The organism is Nonomuraea sp. K271 (assembly GCF_009908215.1).
In the GTDB taxonomy this organism is placed as follows: domain Bacteria; phylum Actinomycetota; class Actinomycetes; order Streptosporangiales; family Streptosporangiaceae; genus Nonomuraea; species Nonomuraea longispora.
The window spans coordinates 1-1,319 of the sequence record NZ_JAAAHR010000375.1 but is presented as its reverse complement, the minus strand read 5'-3'; the positions used below and the strand labels follow the sequence as shown (position 1 = coordinate 1,319).

Sequence of the window (1,319 nt, the reverse complement as noted above, 5' to 3'; positions counted from 1 at the left end):
GCGCTGCGCCGCGACCGCCGCCCCGGCGCCGCGCGGAACCATCTGCACACGGCGCTGGAGACGTTCGAACGCCACGGGGCCCGCCTGTGGACCGCGCAGGCGAGGACCGAGCTGCGCGCGTCCGGCGACCCGGTGCGTCCCACCCGGCAGGCCATCCCGGGGCAGCTCACGGCCCAGCAGTTGCGGATCGCCCGCATGGTCGCCGAGGGCGCCACCAACAAGGAGGTGGCCGAGCGGCTGTTCCTCAGCCGGCGCACCGTCGAACACCACCTGAGGAACATCTTCGACCGGCTCGGCGTCCGCTCCCGCGTCGAACTGGTACGGCTCATGTCCTGATCAGGAGGCCGGTGATTTCACCGATGCACGGCTGACCGCGCCTTCGAACAATGGCGGCAGACAGCAGTCACCCCCACTTCGAGCAGGGAGTATGACGACGTGCAGCTCACCACCCCCCACCGCGGCGCGCGAACGTTGACCAAGCTCGCCCTCGCCCTCGCACTCCTCGGCGGCGGCCTCGCCGCCGCTCCCGCCGCCCACGCGGCCGGCCCGTACGAGCGCGGCCCCGACCCCTCGGACGCCTTGCTGGAGGCGAGCCGCGGGCCGTTCTCGACGTCCCAGCGGAGCGTCTCCTCGCTGGGCGTCAGCGGCTTCGGCGGCGGGGAGATCTACTACCCGGACGACACCAGCCAGGGCACGTTCGGGGCGATCGCCATCTCGCCCGGCTACACCGCCAGGTGGTCCAGCCTCGACTGGCTCGGGCCGAGGATCGCCTCGCACGGCTTCGTGGTGATCGGCATCGAGACCAACACCCTCTACGACCAGCCCGCCAGCCGGGGCCGCCAGCTTCTCGCCGCCCTCGACTACCTGGTGGAGGACAGCCCGTCGACCGTACGCAGCCGCATCGACCCGTCCAGGCTCGCCGTGGCCGGCCACTCGATGGGCGGCGGAGGTTCGCTGGAGGCAGCCGACGACCGGTCCTCGCTCCGGGCGGCCGTGCCGATCGCGCCGTGGAACCTGACGAAGAGCTGGTCGGGGCTGCGCGTCCCGACCATGATCATCGGCGGTGAGAGCGACAGCATCGCCCCCGTCTCCAGCCACTCCGAACGCTTCTACGAGAGCATCCCGTCCTCGGCGGAGAAGGCGTACCTCGAACTGAACGGCGCCAGCCACTTCTTCCCGCAGGTCACCAACACCACGATGGCCAAGTCGATGGTGTCCTGGCTCAAGCGGTTCGTCGACGAGGACACCCGCTACGAGCAATTCCTCTGCCCGGCGCCCAGCGGCCTCGCCATCGAGGAATACCGCGACACCTGCCCCAG

Annotated in this window: 2 protein-coding genes; both read left to right on the top strand. The window is 71.0% G+C overall.

The window, feature by feature from the left end; all coding sequences use genetic code 11:
- A partial coding sequence (locus tag GUY59_RS47035; protein WP_138208853.1) for a helix-turn-helix domain-containing protein occupies positions 1–336 on the top strand: 336 nt, incomplete at its 5' end.
- Between the two features lie 99 nt (positions 337–435).
- On the top strand, positions 436–1,319 hold an 884-nt coding region (locus GUY59_RS47030; RefSeq protein ID WP_161715151.1), incomplete at its 3' end, for an alpha/beta hydrolase family protein.